This is a genomic window from Bradyrhizobium sp. NBAIM18, assembly GCF_020193825.1.
Classification (GTDB): Bacteria; Pseudomonadota; Alphaproteobacteria; order Rhizobiales; family Xanthobacteraceae; genus Bradyrhizobium; species Bradyrhizobium yuanmingense.
The window spans coordinates 55,933-71,046 of the sequence record NZ_JADYVO010000004.1; the positions used below are offsets into that span (position 1 = coordinate 55,933).

General features: G+C 64.9%; 15 protein-coding genes and 2 pseudogenes. 7 read left to right on the plus strand and 10 right to left on the minus strand.

Annotated features, from left to right (window positions below; genetic code table 11):
• Window positions 1–129: 129 nt before the first annotated feature.
• Window positions 130–1,015 (plus strand): annotated as a pseudogene (locus I6F17_RS10555) (manganese catalase family protein).
• 107 nt (window positions 1,016–1,122) lie between these two features.
• Here I6F17_RS10555 and I6F17_RS10560 read toward each other — a convergent pair.
• Both I6F17_RS10560 and I6F17_RS10565 read right to left on the minus strand, forming a co-directional pair.
• Window positions 1,123–1,614: an SRPBCC family protein gene (locus I6F17_RS10560; RefSeq protein WP_225124945.1), complete on the minus strand. Its 492-nt coding sequence runs from the start codon at window positions 1,612–1,614 to the stop codon at window positions 1,123–1,125.
• A 2-nt stretch (window positions 1,615–1,616) separates the two neighbouring features.
• Window positions 1,617–1,997, minus strand: a complete 381-nt coding sequence (locus tag I6F17_RS10565; protein WP_036044766.1) for a metalloregulator ArsR/SmtB family transcription factor — start codon at window positions 1,995–1,997, stop codon at window positions 1,617–1,619.
• 280 nt (window positions 1,998–2,277) lie between these two features.
• Here I6F17_RS10565 and I6F17_RS10570 point away from each other — a divergent pair, with 280 nt between their 5' ends.
• On the plus strand, window positions 2,278–3,333 hold the full coding sequence (locus tag I6F17_RS10570; RefSeq protein WP_225128988.1) for a serine hydrolase: 1,056 nt from the start codon (window positions 2,278–2,280) through the stop codon (window positions 3,331–3,333).
• 10 nt (window positions 3,334–3,343) lie between these two features.
• Here the strand turns inward: I6F17_RS10570 and I6F17_RS10575 are convergent, their stop codons facing one another.
• Window positions 3,344–4,048: an SDR family oxidoreductase gene (locus I6F17_RS10575; RefSeq protein WP_157280473.1), complete on the minus strand. Its 705-nt coding sequence runs from the start codon at window positions 4,046–4,048 to the stop codon at window positions 3,344–3,346.
• 116 nt (window positions 4,049–4,164) lie between these two features.
• On the opposite strand from I6F17_RS10575, the gene I6F17_RS10580 reads away from it, so the two are divergent.
• Complete coding sequence (locus I6F17_RS10580; RefSeq protein WP_225128986.1) at window positions 4,165–5,007, plus strand: GNAT family N-acetyltransferase; 843 nt, start codon at window positions 4,165–4,167, stop codon at window positions 5,005–5,007.
• A gap of 1 nt (window position 5,008) precedes the next feature.
• On the opposite strand, the gene I6F17_RS10585 is transcribed toward I6F17_RS10580, so the two are convergent.
• Entirely contained in the window at window positions 5,009–5,458 is a 450-nt protein-coding gene (locus I6F17_RS10585) for a hypothetical protein (RefSeq protein WP_225128976.1), read from the minus strand.
• A 1,137-nt stretch (window positions 5,459–6,595) separates the two neighbouring features.
• Window positions 6,596–7,168 (minus strand): hypothetical protein, encoded by a 573-nt coding sequence (locus tag I6F17_RS10590; protein ID WP_225128973.1) that lies wholly within the window; start codon window positions 7,166–7,168, stop codon window positions 6,596–6,598.
• Window positions 7,169–7,561: 393 nt separating this feature from the next.
• Here I6F17_RS10590 and I6F17_RS10595 point away from each other — a divergent pair, with 393 nt between their 5' ends.
• Window positions 7,562–8,221, plus strand: coding sequence for a peroxiredoxin (locus I6F17_RS10595; protein ID WP_036011192.1), 660 nt, complete (start codon window positions 7,562–7,564; stop codon window positions 8,219–8,221).
• A gap of 122 nt (window positions 8,222–8,343) precedes the next feature.
• Here I6F17_RS10595 and I6F17_RS10600 read toward each other — a convergent pair whose 3' ends face one another.
• Window positions 8,344–10,074 carry a Cache 3/Cache 2 fusion domain-containing protein gene (locus I6F17_RS10600; RefSeq protein ID WP_225128971.1) on the minus strand — a complete coding sequence of 577 codons (1,731 nt, stop codon included), beginning with the start codon at window positions 10,072–10,074 and terminating at the stop codon, window positions 8,344–8,346.
• A 158-nt stretch (window positions 10,075–10,232) separates the two neighbouring features.
• Here I6F17_RS10600 and I6F17_RS10605 point away from each other — a divergent pair, with 158 nt between their 5' ends.
• Together I6F17_RS10605 and I6F17_RS10610 are read left to right on the plus strand one after the other, a co-directional pair.
• A complete protein-coding gene (locus tag I6F17_RS10605; protein ID WP_050991858.1) occupies window positions 10,233–11,624 on the plus strand; it encodes a deoxyribodipyrimidine photo-lyase in 1,392 nt (463 codons plus the stop codon).
• 66 nt (window positions 11,625–11,690) lie between these two features.
• A complete protein-coding gene (locus I6F17_RS10610) occupies window positions 11,691–11,984 on the plus strand; it encodes a hypothetical protein (protein WP_036041424.1) in 294 nt (97 codons plus the stop codon).
• Between the two features lie 116 nt (window positions 11,985–12,100).
• Here I6F17_RS10610 and I6F17_RS10615 read toward each other — a convergent pair.
• Both I6F17_RS10615 and I6F17_RS10620 read right to left on the minus strand, forming a co-directional pair.
• Window positions 12,101–12,972, minus strand: a pseudogene (locus I6F17_RS10615) (DMT family transporter).
• 99 nt (window positions 12,973–13,071) lie between these two features.
• Window positions 13,072–13,518 (minus strand): hypothetical protein, encoded by a 447-nt coding sequence (locus tag I6F17_RS10620; protein ID WP_036011182.1) that lies wholly within the window; start codon window positions 13,516–13,518, stop codon window positions 13,072–13,074.
• Window positions 13,519–13,816: 298 nt separating this feature from the next.
• Between I6F17_RS10620 and I6F17_RS10625 the strand changes: the two genes are divergently transcribed.
• Entirely contained in the window at window positions 13,817–14,080 is a 264-nt protein-coding gene (locus tag I6F17_RS10625; RefSeq protein ID WP_225113203.1) for a hypothetical protein, read from the plus strand.
• Window positions 14,081–14,107: 27 nt separating this feature from the next.
• Here the strand turns inward: I6F17_RS10625 and I6F17_RS10630 are convergent, their stop codons facing one another.
• On the minus strand, window positions 14,108–14,569 hold the full coding sequence (locus I6F17_RS10630; protein ID WP_057029669.1) for a host attachment protein: 462 nt from the start codon (window positions 14,567–14,569) through the stop codon (window positions 14,108–14,110).
• A 38-nt stretch (window positions 14,570–14,607) separates the two neighbouring features.
• Complete coding sequence (locus I6F17_RS10635) at window positions 14,608–15,018, minus strand: DUF3775 domain-containing protein (protein ID WP_036011173.1); 411 nt, start codon at window positions 15,016–15,018, stop codon at window positions 14,608–14,610.
• Window positions 15,019–15,114: the final 96 nt, after the last annotated feature.

The window sequence follows — 15,114 nt, forward strand, 5'->3', positions numbered from 1 at the left end:
GGGCCGCGTCCATTTCGGCTCTGCGGTCGGCGAGTTTGGAAGCGATCTGAACTGCGATTGTAGATGATTAGGAACGCAACCCCACGGGCTTCATTGCGCCAATACGACAGAATAAAAAGGGAGTTGCGCATGTACTATTTCGACAAGCGACTGCAATACCCGGTCAGGGTCGAGAAGCCCGATCCGATCTTCGCCCGCCAGCTGCAGCAGGCGATCGGCGGCGTGGAGGGCGAGATCCGCGTCTGCCTGCAATATTTCTTCCAGGCCTGGGGCGCGCGCGGTCCGGCCAAATATCGCGACGTGTTGCTCAACACCGCAACCGAGGAGATCAGCCACATCGAGATGCTTTCGACCGCGGTCGCCCTGAACCTGGAAAATGCACCGGCGACGATGCAGGAGAGCAGCATGCAGGACAATCCGATCGTCGGCGCGGTGATGTCCGGCGGCGAGCGGCCGCGACACGTGATCGAGGGCATGCTGCATCGGCATATCCTGTCGACGGGCATGGCGGCCTTCCCGGCCAACGCCGACGGCGTCCCGTTCGATTGTTCGCACATCTACGCCAGCGGCAATCTCGCCGCCGATATGTATTGCAACGTGGCCGCCGAAGCCACCGGCCGAACGCTGGCGGTGCCTCTTCAACTCCACGAGCGATCCGGGCATGCAGGACATGCTCAGCTACCTGATCGCGCGCGACACCATGCATCAACAGCAATGGCTCGCCGTGATCGAGGAGCTGGGCGGAGATGCCGCGCTGCCGATTCCGAACAGCTTCGACAGGAGCAAGGAAGCGACCGAGTTCAGCTACATGTTCATGGGTACCGAGCGCAGCGGAGCGCCGCTCGAGCCGGGCCGCTACAACGAAGGTCCGTCGCTCGACGGCCGCGGCGAATTCAGCTTCCACCCGGCATTCGAGCCGCTCGGCGACGAGCCCGTGCTTGGACCCGCACGTCCCGACAGCGCCGCGCAAGTGGAGCAGATGCAGGAGCCGCCGGTCACCAACGCGCTGACCTGACCTGTACGAGGCAAGCCGCCATTTCGACGGCGGCTGATCAGAATGCGTTCGCGCACGCCGTCATTCCCGGCTCGCCATCTCAGGGCCCGGGAATGGCGGGGCTGCCTTCACCGCTTCATGCCCGCCACATAGGCCGCGAGCTTGTCGAGCGTCTGGTAGCCGTATTCGACGGCGCCGAAACCGATCATGCCATCGCGCTGCTCGGTGCTCGAGGCCAGCTGACGCATCATCAGCACGGTCTTGCCGTTGCTCTGCTCGGCAAAGGTGACGGTGAAGCGGAACATGCGGGGATCGTCATCCTGGTCGGTACCGTGGTCCATCTCCATCAGCGACGGCCGCTCGATGCGGCGGAAGCGCATCCGGTTCGGATAGACCGTACCGTCGGGCCCGATCATGTTGAAGCGCCAGACGCCGCCGACGCGCACGTCGATCTCGAAGGTCTCGACCTTGAAGCCCTTCGGGCCGAACCATTGCGGCAGATGCTTCGGGTCGGACCATGCCTCGAACACCAGATCGCGCGGCGCGTCGATCACGCGCGACATCACGATCTCGCGGTCGAGCGACCATTGCGACAGAGCGGGGTTGGCAGAACCAGTCATTGTCAGGAACCTTTCCGTTTGGTTGTTCGGGACGGTCGCTTGGCCCCCGCCCTTTCTTTCTTGAGCTTCATCACATAGGCCTCGAAGCGGTCGAGCCGCGCTTCCCAGACCGCGCGCTGCTGCTGGAACCAATCCTCGGCGCCGACAAGCGCATCCGCGCTGAGACGGCAGGTGCGCACGCGTCCCGATTTCTCGGACTGAACGAGCCCGCTCGTCTCGAGCACGTGGATGTGCTTCATGAAGCTCGGCAGCGCCATGTCGAAGGGGCCGGCGAGCTCGCCGACCGACGCCTCGCCCGCGCACAGCCGCATCACGATCGCCCGCCGCGTTGGGTCGGCAAGCGCGGCGAAGACCTGGTCGAGATTGGATAATTGGTTAGCCATGAAGCTAACTATACACGCAGGATCGCGGACGTCAACAATTGTTAGCCGAACGGCTCAGTTTCGTGGCCCGGATTGTCGGGAACCCACCACGCGCAATCGTGAATTGGGACCTTGCGCCCTTCTCGCTAAACCTCATCCGGGGGCGCATCAGCATGATCGATCAGAGCACGTGCCGCCCGTTGTCATCTCATCACCGATCACCCGGCGAAGCTTCGCACGGGCCGCATCCATTTCGTTGGCGATGGGGCTTTGCCCGCGCCGCGCCTCGGCCGATTCCGACATGATTGCGCAGATGCGCGACATCGTCGCCGGCGCGCTGGCGCCGACCGCGACGCCCGACCATGCGGGCGGCCTTGCCGCCGCGCTCTATGCCGGGCGCCATGTCGAGTTCTTCAACTATGGTTTCGCCGATGATGCCGCCAGGCGCAAGGTGACGCCCGACACGCTGTTCAACCTCGCCTCCTTGCGAAAGCCGTTCGAGGCCACGCTCGTGGCGCTCGGCGTGCTGCGCGGCGAGCTGCGGCTCGACGATCGTCTGTCGAAATACCTGCCCGAGCTGAGCGGCAACTACATCCGCAACGTCACTGTGGGCCAGTTGGCGACGCACACATCGGGCCTGCTGCTGCCGACCGACCATCCACCCTGGCCGAACGAAGAGTTTACGCGCGAGCAGTTCCTCACCCTGCTGAACGCCTTCACGCCGGCACCCGGCGTCGTACCCGGCCGGCAGCGCGTCTACACCCATGCCGGCTATGTACTGCTTCAGCTCGTGCTCGAACGCTGCTACGGCAGGCTGATCCAGGCGCAGATCCAGCACCGCATTCTCCGCCCCCTCGCCATGGACTCCACCTTCGTCCCCGAACGCGGCCCGGACCACCGCGCAATCATGGACGCGGCGGCGATGCAGCGCGTGGTCCAGGGCTATTCCGACCAGGGCATGGCGATCGGACCGATCGGCGATCAGCAGGGCTACTTTGATTTTCCCGGCACGGGCCAGATGTTCGCCTCCGCCCGGGACCTTGCCGTCTTCGCGGCCGCCTGCGTCGACGGCCGCGCGATCGACCCGCAATTGCGCGAGGCGCTGCGGCTGACGCAGCGTGAGGCCTTCCGCGTCGACGAAAAGTTCGGACAGGGCCTGGCCTGGGAGACCGTGCGCCTTCCAGGCGTCACCATCGTCGACAAGCCCGGCGGCCTCAACAACGCCTCCGGCTATATCGGCCTGGTGCCGGCGCGGCGGATCGGCATCGTCCTCTTGGCCAATCGCGGCGAGTATCCGCACGAGATCGCCCGCTACAAGATCCTGCCGGAGCTGGCGCGGCTCATCGCCTCACATTGAGGCGGCCGCCTCAGACCGAGCGCGTCAGCCCGCCGTCGACGCGGATGTTCTGGCCGGTGATGTAGGCGGCGCCGTCGGAGGCCAGGAACGAGATCGTCGCCGCGACCTCTTCGACCTTGCCGTAGCGCTTCATCGGCACGCTGTCGCGCCGCGCGTCCTGTTGCGGCAGGCTGTCGATCCAGCCCGGCAGCACGTTATTCATGCGGACATTGTCGGCCGCGTAAGTGTCGGTGAAGATCTTGGTGAAGGCGGCGAGCCCTGCGCGGAACACCGCCGAGGTCGGGAACATCGCGCTGGGCTCGAACGCCCAGGCGGTCGAGATGTTGATGATGGCGCCGCCCTTCTGCGCCTGCATCAGCGGCGTCACCAGCCGGGTCGGACGGATCACGTTGAGGAGATAAGTGTCGAGGCCGGTGTGCCACTGCTCGTCGGTGATCTCGGTGATGGGGGCACGCGGCCCGTGCCCGGCGCTGTTGACGAGCACGTCGATCCGTCCCCACTTCGCCATCGCAGCTTCGACGAGGCGCTTCAGGTCGTCGTTCGACTGGTTCGAGCCGGTAACGCCGAGCCCGCCGAGCTCGGCCGCCAGCGCCTCGCCCTTGCCCGAGGACGACAGGATCGCGACGCCAAACCCGTCCGCCGCCAGCCGCCGCGCAGCCCCCGCCCCCATGCCGCTGCCGCCGGCGGTGACGAGCGCAACCTTCTCTACTGCCATGATCCGATGATCCCTTTAGTTGAGGCGAGCCGCAGGCTCGGCCTATCATGAGGCCTTCTACAGCCAGACCCGTCGGCAGGTCCATGGCCGAAGGCATCCATCATGAGGCGCTTGAAATGAGTGATCTGCAGATCCGCAATTTGCGCCCCGACGAAATCGCCCTCGCCGTCGACTGGGCCGCGGCGGAGGGCTGGAATCCGGGGCTGGCGGATGCCGCCTGCTTCGCGATCCCCGATGCCCGAGGCTTCTTCGTCGGCGAGATCGACGGCGAGCCGGTCGCGACCGTCTCCTGCGTCAATTACGACGACCGCTTCGCCTTCCTTGGCTTCTACATCGTGCGCGAGCGCTTTCGCGGCGCGGGCCATGGCCTGCGCATCTGGAATGCCGCGATCACGCATGCAGGCGCGCGCGTGATCGGCCTCGACGGCGTGGTGGCGCAGCAGGAGAATTACAAGAAGTCGGGTTTCCAGCTCGCTTACGCCAATATCCGCTATGGCGGCACCGTCGCGGGATCCGTCACGCCGCCGGCCGATGTCGTTGCGCTCGACAAGGTCCCGTTTGCGCTGGTGGACGCCGATGACGCCAGCGTATTCCCCGCCGCACGCAGCGCCTTCCTGCGCGCCTGGATCAACACGCGAGGCCACGTCGGCCGCGCGTTGCTGCGCGAGGGCAAGCTCGCTGCATGGGGTGTGATCCGGCCCTGCCGGACGGGCTACAAAATCGGCCCACTCGTCGCCGACCACCGCGCCGCCGCCGATCAAGTCGTGCAGTCGCTGCTCGGAAGCGCGGGCGCCGGCGAGGTATTCCTCGACGTCCCCGCCGTCAATCCCGCCGCCATCGCGCTCGCCGAGGCGCTCGGCCTCGAGCCGGTGTTCGAGACGGCGCGGATGTATACGGGGCCGATCCCGCCGCTGCGGCTCGACCGCGTCTTCGGCTTGACCAGCTTCGAACTTGGCTAGCTCAGTAGCAGCGCATGATGTTGACGGTGTGCTCGCTGCCGCCGCGGCCAGGCACCGTCACCTGCTCCGTCGGGCAGCTCGGCACGTAGGGCCGATTGGACGGCACGACGTTCGGCGGATAGCGATGCGTCCAGTCCCAGGGCACATCATACGTGTAGGTGTAGCGCACATCGGCGGAGAGCGACTGGTTCACATCGGCGAACGGCTGGCTGTAGCCGGCGCCGTCGTAGAAGTAGCTGCCGCCGCCCGGCCAATAGACCCAGGGAGCACTGCGGCGGTGGAACCGGGCGCCCGGCCCGATCGGCGGACGTGCCGCAACCGGCGGGGCAGCTGCCGTTGCGACGCCTGGGGCGGCGGCGGCAGCAGGTCCGGCAGGACTGTCACTGGAGCTAAGCAGCAGCGCAGCTGCGCTGAGCGAGGCGAACAACGCCCCATATGATCTGGCAATCATGATACGCACCACACTCGTTTGGCTTCGCGATAGCGGCTCCCCGAAAGGAGGCTAGGCCGGGCTGTCGCCCACCCGCAAACGTATAATTAATTATTGGTTAAGGCACGCGAATAACCAGGAACAAGAGGGTGGCAGAACGCCCGGAATTCCCATCTCATTTCAACGGCTTCGTGCGTCAGCGGCCCTGCAGCTTGCGCAGTCAGTCGAGCACACTGCTCCCGTGTTCGTGTCGCCGATCTGGAGACCGAACTTTATCCGGCCGCGACGAAGCCGGCGCAGGCGCTTGCACCGAATCCACCGGCGGCGCAGGTGAATGGTTGCAGCTACCATCCCTTGCGTTGCCCGACGGGCAAAACACGCGAGCGCTAGGTCAACGCACGCGGCCGAAAATATTTCGTTTTACCGAAATCGGAAATCGCGTATGTGTCGCGCAACCCGGCCCAAGGAAGAGGGGCGTATCGCGATCGTCACGAACGCGGGCCGGGGGGCGGTGGACGCTGATGGCGTTGGCGCGAAAGGGTTTGCAGGGCGGAGAGCCGTGAGCAAAGACCTCGCGCATACGACCGGTGTCATCGGCGTACGGCAAAATCGTGTGGTCCTGGCGCCCGGGGTCTGTGCGCCAAGTCTTGTGGTGATGTGGTTGCCCGACCGGGCGATGCGCATCAGCCATCCGCAAGGCGACGGGGGCAATAGTGCATCGCTCCCCGGGGAGAGCACGACATAAGCCGTAAAGCCACTGCGCAGGGAAGGTTGGATGTTTGGCTTCACCTGTATGCCGCTGTGCAAATTCTTCGTTGCCACCTTTCGCACAGTGGACCGTGGGTGCCCGGCCGGCACCCGGTCTTCCCTGCGCCCTCTTTCAATTGAAGGTGACAAGGCAAAGCTCGGGCGAAATGCGCCGCGAGGATGCGGCAGCGTGCCTGCGAGTCACGCGAATTGGAGAGACGCGGTGTCGCAACTTGCTCCGTCATTGCGAGCGCAGCGAAGCAATCCAGAAATGTATCCGCGGAAAGATTCTGGATTGCTTCGCTGCGCTCGCAATGACGCTGTTGAGACAGCGGCGTCACAATACGGTAGTCTCGTGCCCCGGACGCAAGCGTGACACGAGCTGTGAGCCGCGACCGCGGCCCATTTGCCTTACATCCCGATGTCGAACACGTTCGGCAATTGGCCTGCCAGAGGCAGTGCGGTGGCGCCGAGGAAGGTCGCCACCATCGCCATCAGGCGACGGTTGTTCTGGCGCTTGCCGCGCATCTGGCCGGCGATCCACTCCAGCATCTCGCTGTTGACCTTGGAGGCATAGGACGGCGCCCAGCTCTCGATCTCGGTGTCGGCCGACAGCGCGACGCTGCGCGGCGGCACCTTCAAGCCCGAGGCGCTCGCGGCATAATGGGCGACCGCCTTGGCAAGCAGGTCGTCGAACCGGCCGCCATCGGAGCGCTCGGTCGCGGCCTCGTTGATCTCGAACAGGACTTCAGCCTCGGCGCGGCTGACCGGCTGGTCGTTGACGGCGGTGGCGGTGAGGATGCGCATGCACCAGGCGGTGTCATCGGCGTCGAGCGAGCGGGAGAAATGCACCCGTCCCTTGGTGGTCGGGCCTTCGCCCGTGATCACGCCGTCGCGCACGACGGAAAGGGCATGAGCTGCAGTATCGCGGCAGGACGGCACGAGGGACGACGGCTCGGTAGGCTTAGGCGCAGCGGCGGACATAGTTCACTTCCAGACTTCTTCTGATCGACCAGCATTTCCATGCCGGCGTAAAGGGGTGGTTAACGATTCGATACGGGGATCGCGACTTTTCTAGATGGTTGCCAATTGGTCGCTATCAGGACCAATCTGGTTCTAGAACGCGCCGGGCGAGCGTGATGAAAGTCATAAAAGGCATTATCGGGGCGAGCGAGACCGTGTGACCCCGGGTGGAGCTGTTTCGCCGCAGCTGCCGCTGTAACAATAAGTTGCTAGAAAATCGGCTCTTCAAAGAAGGAATTCACATTTTACTTGAGCCGGTTCAGTTGGCGTTCACTTAGGCCGGCGAAGCCCTTATAATGGATGTGACGGCAGGAGACGAATTCTCGATTAGATTCAATGAGATGAGGTAAGATCATGACACTTCCGATCGGCGCCACCGCCCCTGACTTCGAAGCCGAAACCACCGAAGGGAAGATCAAATTCCACGACTGGATCGGCAACAGCTGGGCCCTCTTGTTCTCACACCCGAAGGATTTCACGCCGGTTTGCACCACCGAACTCGGCGCCCTCGCCAAGCTGAAGCCGGAATTCGACAAGCGCGGGGTCAAGCTGATGGGCCTCTCGGTCGATCCGGTCGACCGTCATGCCAAATGGTCGGAAGACATCATGGAGACCCAAGGCGCCGCGCCGAACTACCCGATGATCGGCGACACCGATTTCAACGTCTCCAAGCTCTACGGCATGCTGCCAGCCTCGACCTCTGGCGATCCCCTCACCCGCACGCCGGCCGACAACCAAACCGTCCGCAACGTCTTCATCATCGGCCCGGACAAGAAGATCAAGCTGGTGCTGGTCTATCCGATGACGACGGGCCGGAACTTCCAGGAGATCCTGCGCGTCATCGACTCGCTCCAGCTCACCGCCAAGCATCGCGTCGCCACCCCGGCCGACTGGTCGCAGGGCGACGACGTCATCATCGCGGGCTCGGTCTCCAACGACGAGGCCAAGACGATCTATCCGCAGGGCTGGAAGGAGCCGAAGCCCTACATCCGCATCGTCCCGCAGCCCAGATGACTTTTGGCGGTCGCGGATAGCGGCCCCAAAAAGTCATCCCGGGGCGATGCGTCAGCATCGAACCCGAGATCTCGAGATCCCGGGGCTGGTCCTTCGGACCATCCCGGGATGATGACCCAGAATCACGCCGCGTGCACGCGGTCGAGGAAGCTCTCGACCTCGGCCTTCAGATGCAGGCTCTCGCCCGACAGCGCCTGGGCGGAAGCAAACATGCGGCTCGACGTTTCGCCCGTCTCGCTGGCGCCCTTGGCGGCGTGACGGACATTGACCGCGACATCGGCCGTGCCTGACACCGCGGCGCGCACGCTGGCCACGATGTTGTGCGTCGCGCTTTTCTGTTGCTCGACCGCCGCCGAGATCGAGCCTGCGATGCCGCTGATGCGCTCGATGGTCTGGCTGATCGCCTTGATGGCTGCGACCGATTCCTCGGTCGCAAGCTGCATGCTCTCGATCTGGTTCGAGATCTCGTCGGTCGCCTTCGCGGTCTGGCCGGCGAGCGTCTTGACCTCCTGAGCCACCACCGCGAAGCCGCGGCCGGCATCGCCCGCGCGTGCAGCCTCGATGGTCGCATTCAGCGCCAGCAGATTGGTCTGCTCGGCGATCGAGGTGATCAGCTTGACGACGTCGCCGATGCGCGAGCCGGCCTCCGAGAGCTGCGCGATGCGCTGGTCCGTCGCTTCGGCCTGCCGCACCGCCTCGGCGGAGATCTCGTTCGATTCCTGCACCCGGCGGGTGATCTCGGAGATGGATTGAGACAGCTCGTCGGAAGCGGACGCCGCCGAACGCACATGCTCGGAGGCGCTTTCGGAAGCTCCCGCCGACTGCGCCGACAGATCTGCCGTGGAGCGCGCGGCGTCGGTGAGTTGTCGCGCGGCGCGCTCGAACTCGCCGGACGATGCCAGCACTTTGTCGAGAATGCCGCCGACGCTGCCGCGGAACCCCTCGACGAAGTTGCGCAGCTCGGCCTTGCGCTGCTCGGCTGCGGCAGCGGTTGCCGCTGCCTGCTCAGTGCGCAGGCGCGCCCGCTCCTGCGAGTTGCTCTTGAACACCGCGACCGTGCGGGCGATTTCGCCGATCTCGTCGGCACGGTCCTCGCATTCGATCGCGACGTCGCCCTGGCCGTTGGCAAGCGCGGTGAGCGAATGCGTCACCGAGGTCAGGGGCCGGGTGATGCGCCGGACGACCAGCAGGGTCAGGACCAGCACCAGAAGCGCGGCAAGCCCGGCAGCGGCCGCCATGCTCTCCATCGCCTGGGACAGCATGCCCTCGAACTGCACCATGGGGATGCCGACATAGAGAATGCCGGCGACCTTGCCGGTGCCATCGGCGATCGGGAAATAGGCGGTCATGAACGTCTTGCCGAACAGCGTGGCCGGCCCCTTATAGGCCTCGCCACGGCGCAGCGGGGCCTGCCCCGGATGATCGGCGGCCAGCTGGGTCCCGACGGCGCGGTCGCCGTTTTCCTTTTTCACGTTGGTCGAGCGGCGGATGAACTGTCCGCTCGCCGCGTCGAACACGAACAGGGTCGCGTTGCCGCCGACATAGGACACCGCCCGGTCGACGATGGCGTGATCCCTGAAGTCGGGCATTTTGGGGATCTCGGCGCGGACCACCGCGCCGTCTCGGATCGTGATCTTGGCTTCGGGAACGGTCTCCGCAAAGGCCAGCCCCAGCGTGCGCAGATTGACCTCGATGTCGCGCAGGGCGCGGTCATTGAAGGCGGATGTCAGTGACCAATAGCCGGCGCCGACCACGAGCGCCGTGTTCATTGCGATCAGCAGCACCGCGCACAGGACCGCTTTGGTGCCGAGCTTGAACCGCGGCAGGAACTTCGCCGTTAGAAGATTGGACATGGATGGAATGACCCCCGTAATTCCTGCATATTGGTGCAATTGACTTACAGCCGCATTAACGACGGGTTCCCACCGCCGCACGCCGTACGGTTTCCAATTGGTAAACGAGGCCTTCCCTGACCCCGCCCGTCATCGTCTGGTTTCGCGACGATCTCCGCCTGTCCGACCACCCCGCCCTCCACGCCGCCGCCAAGTCCGGAGCGCCGGTGCTTTGCCTCTACGTACTGGACGAGGCGGCGGGGCGAGCGCCGGGCGGCGCGGCACGCTGGTGGCTGGCGCAGTCGCTGCGGGCGCTCGGAGCCGAGATCGCCGCGCGCGGCGGCTCGCTCGTCCTGCGCAGAGGACCGGCGGCCAAGGTGATCCCTGAGGTGGTGCGACAGAGCGGTGCCCGCGCCGTCTACTGGAACGAGATCGCGCAGGCGCCTCATCAGGCGGTTGAGCGACAGCTCCAAGCGGCCCTTGCGAAGCTCGGCATGCACGCGCAAAGCTTTCCGGGCGACTTGCTGGTCCCGCCCGCGGCGATCCGCACCAAGGACGGCCGGGGCCTGCGCGTGTTCACCCCGTTCTGGCGCCGCGTACTGGCCCTCGGCGACCCGCCAAAGCCCCTGCCCGCGCCGAAGCAGCTGCGCCCTGCACCGAGCATCGCGAGCGATGGACTGGAGAGCTGGAAGCTCGAGCCGACCACGCCCGATTGGGCGGGCGGCCTGCGCGAGGCATGGAGCCCCGGTGCCGCCTCTGCCCATCTGCGCCTGCGCGACTTCCTCAAGCACACTGTTCGAATGTATGTGGGCGACCGCGACCGTCCGGACCGAGAGGGCACCTCACGGCTGTCGCCGCATCTGCGCTTCGGCGAGCTCAGCCCGCGTCAGTTCTGGCACGCCGCCCGGTTTGCCGCGGCGGAATATCCAGCACTCGGGCAGGGTGTGGATAAATTCCTGAGCGAGCTCGGCTGGCGCGAATTCTGCCGCCACCTGCTCCACGATCATCCCCAGCTCGCCACCCAAAACCTGCAGACGAACTTCGATCGCTTCCCTTGGCAGCCCGACAAAGAAGCGCTCACCGCCTGGCAGCGCGGGCGCACCGGATATCCCATCGTCGATGCCGGCCTGCGCGAGCTCTGGCACACCGGCGTGATGCACAACCGGGTGCGGATGGTGGTGGCCTCCTTCCTGGTCAAGCACCTCCTGATCGACTGGCGCGAGGGGGAGGCCTGGTTCTGGGACACGCTGGTCGACGCGGACGCCGGCAGCAATCCTGCCAACTGGCAATGGGTCGCCGGCTGCGGCGCGGACGCTGCGCCCTATTTCCGCGTGTTCAATCCGCAGCTCCAGGGCGAGAAGTTCGATCCTGATGGAGCCTATGTTCGACGCTGGGTTCCGGAGCTGAAGGCCCTGCCCGCCAAGCTGATCCACCGGCCCTGGCAGGCAACGCCGATCGAGCTTGCGAGCGCGGGCATCACGATCGGCAAGACCTATCCGCAGCCGATCGTCGATCATGCCAGGGCACGCGAACGCGCGCTCGCCGCCTACGCAAAGATCCGCAAAGGTTGAGCGTCGCTTTGACACGATTTCGAAACCCGCTATCGTCATCGCTCCATGCAAACCGTGGGGGACGATATGGACGACGAGAAACCGATCACCGAACAGGCGATGGAGACGATCACCAGTGCCGTGGAAACGACCAAGGACGCGGCAGTCACCGCAGTCAAGCAGGTGAAGAAAGCCGCCAAGAAGGTCGCGAAGAAAGTAGCGCCGAAGAAGGCGGCCAAGAAGAAAGCCAAGAAGGCTGCGAAGAAGACGACGAAGAAGGCCGCAAAGAAGTCGTCCAAGAAGGCCGCGAAAAAGTCTGCGAAAAAGGCGACCAAGAAAGCCGGCAAGTCGAAGAAGAAGGTCAAGAAGGCCAAGCGCTGATCGCACCGGAAGACGTCTCCGGGTGCGGGCGCGCCCGGAGACAGCCCGCATCTATCCTCGCCGCTTGCTCGGCGTTGAAGCACTTCCGCGTTTCCGGCGAGCCGAACTGCGTGCCGTCAGGACCGCCAATTGACCACAAAGACCGCCGCGGCGCAGAGCGCCATGCCAGCAATGGCAATCGCATCCAGCTTTTCTCCGAACAGCAGATAGGCCATCAGGGCCGTGACGGCCGGAACCAAATAGAACAGGCTCGCGACCGAGGTCGCCGCGGCGTGGCGGATCAGCCAGTACAACAGCCCGATCGATCCGATCGAGAGCGCGACCGCGAGCCAGGCGAGCGCAAGCACAAACTCCCGCGTCCAGTGCACCACGCGATCCTCGAACAGGAAGGCGCCGACCGCGAAGAAGATGGTGACCGCCACGTACTGCACGAGATTGCCGGCGCGCCAGTCGATGTGATTGCAATAGCGGCGCTGATAGAGCGTGCCGAGCGTGATGCTGACCAGCGAGACCACCGAGGCGAGCCAGCCGAGCCGGCTTCGCCGGTCATCGGACGGTTGTGCAGGATCAGCACCACCCCACCGAGGCCGAGCACGAGCCCGGCCCATTGCAGCGGCGTGACCCGTTCGCCGAGCCAGCGATTAGCGATGGTCGAGGTCAGGATCGGCTGCAGACCTGGAATCAGCGCCGACAGGCCGGCCGGAATCGAATGCGCGATCGCAATCGCGGTGCCGCCGAGATAGAAGCCGTGGACGAGGATTCCGGCGACCGCGCTGTGCGCGATGCCGGCGCTATCAGGCCATTTCGGCCGGGCGATTCCTGCGATGATTGCCATCAGCCCGACCACGATCGCCATGCGGATGGCGAGATAGGTCAAGGGATCGGCATTGTTGACGACGTATTTGGTCCCGATGAATCCGGTGCTCCAGAGCAGCACGAACAGGATCGGCGCGGCGCGGGCGGCCAGGGTTTCTTGATTATGGTTCATTGCCGCCCTCATTGCCCGACCCTCGGCCATGCGGCAATGCGAATTTCGTGGTGACGATATGCTGCGCTGCGACGGAGGATCGCGGTCCGTCTCAGCCGCTCACCATTCGTCCGGGCAGGGATTGACGATCTTCCAGAGCTCGACCCCGTTCTTAATTTTCTTCATGTCGGTGGTGAGCCCGCCATTGCGGCGAATCCAGTCCTTCACCGTGTCGGGGTAGTAGGACATGAGATCGGAGGTACCCTCAGCGCTGGTGACCTTGATGCCGAAGGTGAACGCCTTGTCGTAATAGGCCTGGTGGAAGCCGAGGCTCGCGCGCGGCGTCACGCAGATCTTGTTCATCGGCACGATGCCGAGCACGAGCGTGCAGGCCGAATTGCAGATGCCGTCGATGATGACCCGCTCGCCCTTTTCGCGCACCCGCTTGTACTTGGCCTTGTACTCCTCGACATAGCCGCCGTGGTCGCGCGTGATGTGCAGCTCGGCGCGCGCGGGCGTGGCGGCGGCGAGGCAGAGCAACAGCAGACTCGGAAGCGTGATGCGCATGGCGAGATGACGGCGAAGGCCTTCAGGAATGTACCGGACTCGAGGGGCCGGCAAATGCCCCCCCGGGCCGGCGGAAGAATTCTGAACCGAATAGTCTTTGGTCATACTTGTGTGGGGAATTCGTTAAGCATCCCGAAAAGGCCAAAAATGGGCAGCTTTGGCCGCATGTCCGGCAATTCTGTCACACCCACCCGGAAATCTGCGGGATTGGCCTTGATTTCTGGCCTCCGGAGCGATGCTTGGCCGCTCGAAATTGCTATAACAGGCTGACCATTCGAGCGGGTTCCGGAGAATCGAGATGAGCAAGTTGACGCGTGTCGCCGCGGTTGCGGCCTTGACGGCTGCGGTCCTGGCCCCCGCCCTCGCGGAGGCGAACGGCCGCCACCGGTACCACCGCTCCTACGCGAGCCCGCTGCCCTACCCGATCAGCTACCTGCACAATTACGGCCCGGGTATCACCCCCGGCACCTTCGCCTACTATGACGGCCCGGCGACCAACCACTGCTACCGCAGCGCGGCCGCTTATATTGGTCAGGACGGCCGGCGGCACCCCTGCTACTGAGGCGCCGCGGCCGCTGCGACTCCTCTGTTATTTGGCGGCGCCCGACCGCAGCAATTGCTTCTCGATCTCGTAGACCGGCAGCTTGACGAGGTCCTTGCCGACCTCCCCCTGAAGCGCCTTGCGCAGCCCGTCCGAATAGTCGGCGCGGATCATGCCGAGCGCACGCGGCGAGGCCACCATGGTCAGGGCCGTCGTCTCACCGGAGCTGACGGCGGCATCGAGCCGGCCGGCCAGGCTCCGCAGAAAGGCGCGCTCGGCCTCGTCGTGCCAATCGGTCTGCTCGACCGAGCTGCGTGCGCTGCCGGCTGCGCCATGCAACCGGCCCGGCGCGTCGGCCCCCTGAGCGGCGGTCGCGGGATTGGGCTGCTCGTGCACCTCCCTGGTGTGGAGGTTCGGAAACATCTCGTCGCCGAGGTTTTCCAGAATGAGCGCCTTGCGCCCGTCGCACACGACCAGCCAGTCACCCTTGTCCATTCTCATCTTGTCCATCGCAACTTCTCCTTCACTTGCAGACGCCGCATCCGGCATCAGAGCTGTTCTTCGAATTCCTCGAAGGACTTGCCGAATTGCGTCATCGCCTCCTCCAGATAGTCGGCGAGCATTGGCGTACCGATCAGGTAGGAGGCGGTACGCTGGTTGTGAGCCTGGGCGGCCTGGGCGCGCAGTTGACGCCAATCAGAGAGATCACCGTCACCGCGGCCAAGCCAGGTCAGCGCCACAAGATCGATCTGCTCGTCAACATTGAGAGCGCGGATGAAGCCCGCGAGCTCCGCACGGTCGGTGCTTTCGCCGCGTCCACCGCGGCCGTAGCTCATGTCGTCGTCGCCGAAGTCCAGGACGACGCCACCCCCGCCCGCTTCGCTGTCGGACCGGCGCGATTTCGAGATGACGAAGAACACCTTCTCCGGCGAGATCGACAGATCTGGAATGACTCGCATTCAGCTCACCTTGCCCGGCAGCAGGCACCACGCCGCTGCCATGACGGCGACAGTAAGAGCCAAGGCAAGCTTGCGAATTGCGCAGGATCAAGCTCG

Bases quoted from the DNA above. Each gene is read 5' to 3' on its own strand.
- I6F17_RS10635 (WP_036011173.1), bottom strand. From the start codon at position 15,018: ATGCGAGTCATTCCAGATCTGTCGATCTCGCCGGAGAAGGTGTTCTTC.
- I6F17_RS10600 (WP_225128971.1), bottom strand. From the start codon at position 10,074: ATGTCCAATCTTCTAACGGCGAAGTTCCTGCCGCGGTTCAAGCTCGGC.
- I6F17_RS10560 (WP_225124945.1), bottom strand. From the start codon at position 1,614: ATGACTGGTTCTGCCAACCCCGCTCTGTCGCAATGGTCGCTCGACCGC.
- I6F17_RS10610 (WP_036041424.1), top strand. From the start codon at position 11,691: ATGGACGACGAGAAACCGATCACCGAACAGGCGATGGAGACGATCACC.
- I6F17_RS10570 (WP_225128988.1), top strand. From the start codon at position 2,278: ATGATTGCGCAGATGCGCGACATCGTCGCCGGCGCGCTGGCGCCGACC.
- I6F17_RS10580 (WP_225128986.1), top strand. From the start codon at position 4,165: ATGAGTGATCTGCAGATCCGCAATTTGCGCCCCGACGAAATCGCCCTC.
- I6F17_RS10590 (WP_225128973.1), bottom strand. From the start codon at position 7,168: ATGTCCGCCGCTGCGCCTAAGCCTACCGAGCCGTCGTCCCTCGTGCCG.
- I6F17_RS10585 (WP_225128976.1), bottom strand. From the start codon at position 5,458: ATGATTGCCAGATCATATGGGGCGTTGTTCGCCTCGCTCAGCGCAGCT.
- I6F17_RS10630 (WP_057029669.1), bottom strand. From the start codon at position 14,569: ATGGACAAGATGAGAATGGACAAGGGTGACTGGCTGGTCGTGTGCGAC.
- I6F17_RS10575 (WP_157280473.1), bottom strand. From the start codon at position 4,048: ATGGCAGTAGAGAAGGTTGCGCTCGTCACCGCCGGCGGCAGCGGCATG.
- I6F17_RS10595 (WP_036011192.1), top strand. From the start codon at position 7,562: ATGACACTTCCGATCGGCGCCACCGCCCCTGACTTCGAAGCCGAAACC.
- I6F17_RS10625 (WP_225113203.1), top strand. From the start codon at position 13,817: ATGAGCAAGTTGACGCGTGTCGCCGCGGTTGCGGCCTTGACGGCTGCG.
- I6F17_RS10620 (WP_036011182.1), bottom strand. From the start codon at position 13,518: ATGCGCATCACGCTTCCGAGTCTGCTGTTGCTCTGCCTCGCCGCCGCC.
- I6F17_RS10565 (WP_036044766.1), bottom strand. From the start codon at position 1,997: ATGGCTAACCAATTATCCAATCTCGACCAGGTCTTCGCCGCGCTTGCC.